Here is a 6,173-nt window from a genome sequence, read left to right as displayed (position 1 = left end):
ATTTAGCTTACTATCAGTAAAGCTATCTTTATCTATATAAAAGTCAGATACGATCGATACATCTTTTTTATCTCTCTTCTTAGAAAATATTAGATTAGATATGATCTCATTAGCTATGCCGTTAGAGTACGATGTGAGTGAATTCAAGCTAGACGTATAAAGCGTCACGCTCTTTGCATCAGCCATATACTCTTTTATCTTTTTTAATGTCTCTTCGCAAGAGTAGGTTATATTTATTTCGTTGTTTTGCATATTAAGCCACCACTACTGTTTTAGATATTTTATTGTGATTGTATTTATAATATTATTAATTTATTATTGGTTAAGGAAAAAGTAGGAAATGCTTGATACTTGGGCTTGCCTTTTTTAGTTTGTCAAGTTAGTTGGACAAGCCATCTAAATTAATATCACAATTATGCTATAATCATGTCATATTATTAAAAGGAAAGTATATGCCTCAAATAGTACCTATAAAAGAACTTAGAAACACAAATGAAATTTCACAGCTATGTAATAGCAAGGATGAACCAATATTTGTAACTAAAAATGGCTATGGCGACTTGGTCGTGATGAGTATAAAGACATACGATAAACTAGTAGCCACAGCCGATATAGATAGCGCCATCGCATCGTCTGAAGCCAAGATAACAGCAGATACAAAGATGCTAGAAGCAAAAGATGTTTTTGCTAGTTTAAAAGATAAGTATCTTGAGTAAGTATAAAGTTCTTATCTCACCACAAGCTTATGAAGAGCTTGAGGCTATTTATAAATATATCGCACTATCTTTGCTCTCGTCAGGTGCTGCAAACTCTACGCTAGAGGCTATCAAAAACACTATTCTTAGCCTAGATGAGATGCCAAATCGTGGTGCTATCAGGAAAGTTGGCAGATATGCCAATAATGGGCTATAGACAGCTATTTGTTAAAAACTACACAGTGATTTATAGGGTCAATGAAAAAGATAAGGCTGTTATAATCATCACTATTAGATATACACCAAGTGCTTTTTAGACATACAACTTCAATAATATCTTTCTAAAAATAAATATCCACCAATCTAGCACTCTTTTTTTGTGAAAATATACATAAACATCTTTTAAAATTCCAGCCGATGAGAAGTCACCGAAAGACAACTTTAGTCTAGATGAACTAAAAATAGTTCTTGATACAAAAAGGCTTGATCTACGAAACTATATGATGTTTGCTCTTCATACTGGGCTAAGGCTTAATGAAATTTGGCAACTTGATAGCAAAAACGTAGGTGAAGAAGATGGTATAAAATTTATAAATGTTAAGACCGCTAAACAAAAAGGAGGCGTTAGCAAATATAGACAAATTCCGCTACATAAGAATATTGAGCATTTGGCTGACTTAAAGTGGTTAGAGCAAATCAAGAAAGGAAAAGAGAGTAGTGATTATTTTGGAAAGCGCCTAAATAGACACATTCATAAATCTATCCCAAGTGCAAATGTTAGTTTTCACAGACTACGTGGCAATTTCGCAAAAGCCATTAAAGACTATTGTTTGGAAAATTCTCTAGCAGATCTTACTTCCGTTCTTTTGGGTCATAGCATAGACCTAGCAACTGATACATATGCAAAAGGAGTGCCCTTGAAGGCTAAAAAAGAGGCATTAAAGGGGCTCGAAATCTTTAATTTTTTGATTTTTAGCGCTAGCAAAAATTTTTTATCGCAAAAGATATAATTACTAGTATAAAAATTTTAAAAAAGGATTTTTTATGACAAAATATATTAAACAGCAACTTGAAGTTGATGATTTCAATGAATTAAATCATCTAGGAACAAAGTTTTATTATCAAGACAAGATAGAAGAACTATCTGATGATATAAAATATTGTCTCACAAAGGGATATGGGAGAGCCACAAGTGATAAGAATAAAGATTACTGGCTAAAAATATGCTTTAATCTTTTTGGTCTATTTCCATACTCTGTCCATTTGCCTGGAGCTAAAAAGCTTGATAAGATAATAGATGAGCGACTTAGTGCCTTAAAATTCAAGACCGATACTACCCAAAGACTTGCCGTCCCGATAGATGATGATCTGCCTGTAGAGGAGTTAATAAATAGTTTTTGTCCAGCTGCACCAGAGAAAAAACCAGCCCATAAGAAAAAGAATGCTAAAGAAATTCCTAGTGGCAATACAGTAGAGGTAAAAGATGGGCTTATTGCTTTTATACCACATTATATCGTGTCAGAGATATTAAACTATAAAGAAAAGAAAAAGAAAACCAAAATAAAGCCAATCAAACCTAACAAAGATTCACTAAATATAGCAACGATAGAAGATTTAGTTGAAAACTATTTAGAAAGTGTTGGATCAAGACAAAAGTTTAGCGAAAGCACAAAAAAAGAATACAGATTTGCATCAAAACTACTTCAAGAATTTCTTGATAGTAAAAGCATTGGGATAAATGATATAAATTTAATTGTAGCTGAAAAATTTCAAGGTAGTCTTTTAAATTCTAAAGATGGAACACAGAAACGTGGCGAAAAAAGAGTGAATAAGCAAGCATATAATTGTGTCATTATAGATACAGCAAAAGGCAAATATAGTAGCGAATCCAAAAGAGTAATTGTCCTACATGAAAATATCAAAGACTTACATAATTATAAATGGGTTAAAGCCATAAAAGAACAATACCCTACAATAAAGTCTTTTAATAAAAAAGCCAATGGCTGCATAAGAAAAGTTATAAGTGATAAAAAAGTTAGTGATCATCGCTTGAGAGGCAACTTTGCTAAGAAATTAGTAGAATACGATCATATAAACAACATAAGTGACTCCATTGTAAATGTTGCAGATGAATTAGGCCACAATACAAATAGAAACAATAGAAAGAATCTTGAACAATATAACGACCTAGTTAGGGGAATGATGGGTTACAATCTCTCTGACGCTCTTGACATATACGCCCAGTCTAAACTTTTGAAAACTAAACTAAGAGACATAAAAGCATTTGATGAATATTCAGGTATTTTCAAATACTTAGATATACCAAGTAATAAAATACCCCATATTAAATCAAATAAAAATAATAAAAAGGATAAGAAATGATAGTAATTCAGAACAATGAACTTTTGTTCAGACCTGCTTACTCAGACGAACTTTATATATTTGATGATCCGTTTGAGACTATTAATGATTGGCTTGATGCGACGATCATGGGCTTAAAACAAGAATGCCCTTTTGTTTTAAGCGGTTCATCTCTTGGCGAATTTACTACAGAAACGAGTGATTTCACAATAGGTGGCGAACAAGGCGAGGCATTGACTTACCAAAATGTATTAGATTTTTGTAAAGAGCTATACGATGAAGTCTTTAAGATCAGGGGCAAGCTAGTTGGGCTCTTTTGTCAGTCCATAGGCTGCACAGACAAAGAGGAATTTGATGAAATTTATCAAAAATTCAATAAAAAACTTGATGAGTTTAAAAAAATTCTAGACGAGTTTAAAATACCACAAGGCTTAGATATGCAATATGGCTTCAAGCAGTCCATGCCTTCTTATATTTATTAAAGCAATGCTTATTTTTAAGAATGAGCTTAGTAAAAGTTAAATAGAATTATTCACTTTGAATAATTCTATTCTTTAAAAATAAAAAAAGGAAAGTAGTATGGAGACTAAATTTTGTCCATTTTGTGGTGAGACAATTAACAAAGATGCTATTAAATGCAGATTTTGTGGTAGCTTCTTAAATGAGGAAGCCAAAAATCAAGCAAGAGAACAAATGAATAGCCAAAAAAATATGGCGAATAATTTCCCGTATCAAAACCAAGCAAATAGTAATGAAATCCCGCTTGGTTTTATAAGAACATGGGATGGAGAAGTAATCCTAAAGCCACAAGGTTTTAACTTTTGGGCATTTATATTTGGGCCTCTATACTATACTGGATATGATAACCTGCTATATATATCTCTAGCAACTATATCAACAGTTTTATTATACTTCTTGATTAGTATAGGCATAAAAAATGATAGTATGGAAATGATTAATATTGTTTATGTGGTTTATTCAATCGGTTTGACCGTGGCACAAATCATAGCGGGTGCAATAGCAAATAAGGTTCTTCCAGTAAAAACAGTTAAATTTAATTATGGCTGGGCAATTGGTGCATTTTTAGTATTGCTTATTGCACAATTGATATCTCTAAGACTATTTTTTTAGTAGGATTTGGGCATGAATAACAATCTAGTCAAATGTCCTTTTTGTGCTGAAGAAATAGAAAAAGACTTGGAGTTTTGCCCTATCTGCGATACACAACTAAAAACGCAGTGCCCTTTTTGCAAAGAAGAAGTAAAGACAAATGCTACCAAGTGTAGATTTTGTGGTGAAACTTTGCACTTTATGCCAAAAACCAAAAAAGAGATCATTAAAGAGCAAGAAGAGAATGAAAGAAAAAGGCTGCGAAAGTTAGAAGAAGAAGCAAGAGAGGAGCAGCTAAGAAAAGAAAAAGAAGAAGAGGCAATTCGCTTGAGAGAGCAAAGACAGCGTGAGTTAGAAGAAGCTAGACTTGCCGAAGAAGCCAAAAAAAGAGAAAACAAAGAGCAACTAAAAAAGCACATAAAAAACTATAAATTTATATATGCTATATCTATTTTTATACTTGCTGTAGCGGTAGCTTCTGCATTTATATTCTTAGGAAATCCAAGTAGATATGAAATTTATAGCCTAGAAAATGAATGCGAAAATCAAAATGGTGATAGTTGTATGAAGTTGGCATACTTTTATAACAAGGAGCATGACACTGCAGCAAAGCTGTATGCAGACAAAGCGATAAGTCTTCTAAAAGAGAAGTGCAAATCTGACTCTAAAGCCTGCTATCAACTAGGCCTGCTTTATGAACATGGAGACTATCAAACTAGTAGTTTTACTTTAGAGAAGATAAAAAATGTAGATTATAAAGAGGCTTATGAATACTACAAAACATCTTGTAAATCAGATAATACGCAAGCTTGCGATAGGCAAAAAGCACTTGAAGACGATGCAAAAATTGCTTGCGAGATAGGGATAAACGATAGCTGCATAAAACTAGCTAAAGATTATGAACAAAAAAACGACCTAGAGCATGCAAATGAGATCTATACAAAGCTATGCAACAATAATAACAAAGAAGCTTGCAAGGCTTTAGCTGGCAATCTACTAAAAGGTAATCCCTCTGAAAAAAATATAAAAGTAGCTTATGAGATATATAAAAAAGTTGATGTCTCTAAAGCAAATACAGTTTTTAACGGCGAACATGGATGCCTTCTAAACAATAGTCTTGCTTGCTTTGAAATGGGATTAGAATATAACAGCAATGGTAATTACAAGAAAGCGAATGAATATTATGAAATGGGGTGTAATTTAGGAAATGGCGAATCTTGCACTAATTTAGGCGTTAATTACCAAATGGGAAAAGGAGTCTCAATGGATATAGACAAAGCAAAAGGGTTTTACCAAAAAGCTTGTGATATTAAAGATGGTTTTGCTTGCCAAAACCTAGCTTTTGTATATTATATAGTTGAAGAAAAGATAGATAGTGCTGCTATAAATTTTGAAAAAGCTTGTAATCTTGGTATGGCTAAATCTTGTGGGTATGCAATCGAACTTTTTAAGGATGACGCAAACATCTTTAAGGATCTAAAAAAAGCTATCGAATTTGCTAAAAAAGGGTGCGATCTAAAAGATGGCAAGAGCTGCTTTATCCTTGGTGCTGGATACGGAGAAGGTGAAGGTATAAAAAAGGATCTTAAAGAAGCTAATAAATACTATCAAAAAGCTTGCGATCTAAATAACGATGCTGATGGATGTGCAAGTCTTGGCTATAACTATAAATATGGCTATGGGATAACTAAAGATCTAACTTTGGCTAATAAATATAATAAAAAAGCTTGTGACGCAGGAAGTGGTAGAGGTTGTAACTATCTTGGCGTAAATTATAGAGATGGCGCTGGCTTTGAAAAAAATATGCAAAACGCATACTCTTACTTCAAAAAATCTTGTTATGACTACAACTATGCTAGGGGATGCACAAATTTAGGCGAAATATTATGCAAATATGGCAATTATACCAATGCAAAACAAGAGGCACAAGACGCGCTAAATAAAGCATACTATAAACTAGGCGACAAAAAAGCACTAGATATACTTAATCAATATTTTAGCTACTAA

8 protein-coding genes are annotated in these 6,173 nt (G+C 32.8%); 7 read left to right on the top strand and 1 reads right to left on the bottom strand.

What is annotated here, in order from left to right; genetic code table 11:
- Window positions 1-252, bottom strand: a 252-nt coding sequence (locus tag F3G76_RS10500) for a hypothetical protein (RefSeq protein ID WP_188116572.1), incomplete at its 3' end; no start/stop codon positions are given.
- A gap of 200 nt (window positions 253-452) precedes the next feature.
- Here F3G76_RS10500 and F3G76_RS08310 point away from each other — a divergent pair.
- From F3G76_RS08310 to F3G76_RS08280, 7 genes are all read left to right on the top strand, one after another.
- Window positions 453-716, top strand: a complete 264-nt coding sequence (locus tag F3G76_RS08310) for a type II toxin-antitoxin system prevent-host-death family antitoxin (protein ID WP_021086499.1) — start codon at window positions 453-455, stop codon at window positions 714-716.
- Window positions 709-912: a type II toxin-antitoxin system RelE/ParE family toxin gene (locus F3G76_RS08305; RefSeq protein WP_223227449.1), complete on the top strand. Its 204-nt coding sequence runs from the start codon at window positions 709-711 to the stop codon at window positions 910-912. The genes F3G76_RS08310 and F3G76_RS08305 overlap by 8 nt, the downstream gene beginning before the upstream one ends.
- A 190-nt stretch (window positions 913-1,102) precedes the next feature.
- Window positions 1,103-1,705 carry a tyrosine-type recombinase/integrase gene (locus F3G76_RS08300; protein WP_317454270.1) on the top strand — a complete coding sequence of 201 codons (603 nt, stop codon included), beginning with the start codon at window positions 1,103-1,105 and terminating at the stop codon, window positions 1,703-1,705.
- A gap of 34 nt (window positions 1,706-1,739) precedes the next feature.
- Window positions 1,740-3,077: a site-specific integrase gene (locus F3G76_RS08295; RefSeq protein WP_149706430.1), complete on the top strand. Its 1,338-nt coding sequence runs from the start codon at window positions 1,740-1,742 to the stop codon at window positions 3,075-3,077.
- On the top strand, window positions 3,074-3,538 hold the full coding sequence (locus F3G76_RS08290) for a hypothetical protein (protein WP_149706429.1): 465 nt from the start codon (window positions 3,074-3,076) through the stop codon (window positions 3,536-3,538). The genes F3G76_RS08295 and F3G76_RS08290 overlap by 4 nt, the downstream gene beginning before the upstream one ends.
- A gap of 97 nt (window positions 3,539-3,635) precedes the next feature.
- Window positions 3,636-4,187: a zinc ribbon domain-containing protein gene (locus F3G76_RS08285; protein ID WP_103652011.1), complete on the top strand. Its 552-nt coding sequence runs from the start codon at window positions 3,636-3,638 to the stop codon at window positions 4,185-4,187.
- Between the two features lie 12 nt (window positions 4,188-4,199).
- Window positions 4,200-6,173 carry a double zinc ribbon domain-containing protein gene (locus F3G76_RS08280; protein ID WP_149706428.1) on the top strand — a complete coding sequence of 658 codons (1,974 nt, stop codon included), beginning with the start codon at window positions 4,200-4,202 and terminating at the stop codon, window positions 6,171-6,173.

The sequence above is a fragment of the Campylobacter concisus genome (genome assembly GCF_902460575.1).
Classification (GTDB): Bacteria; Campylobacterota; Campylobacteria; order Campylobacterales; family Campylobacteraceae; genus Campylobacter_A; species Campylobacter_A concisus_AW.
Note: the sequence above shows the minus strand (reverse complement) of the source record. Positions and strands in the feature narration are given on the sequence as shown.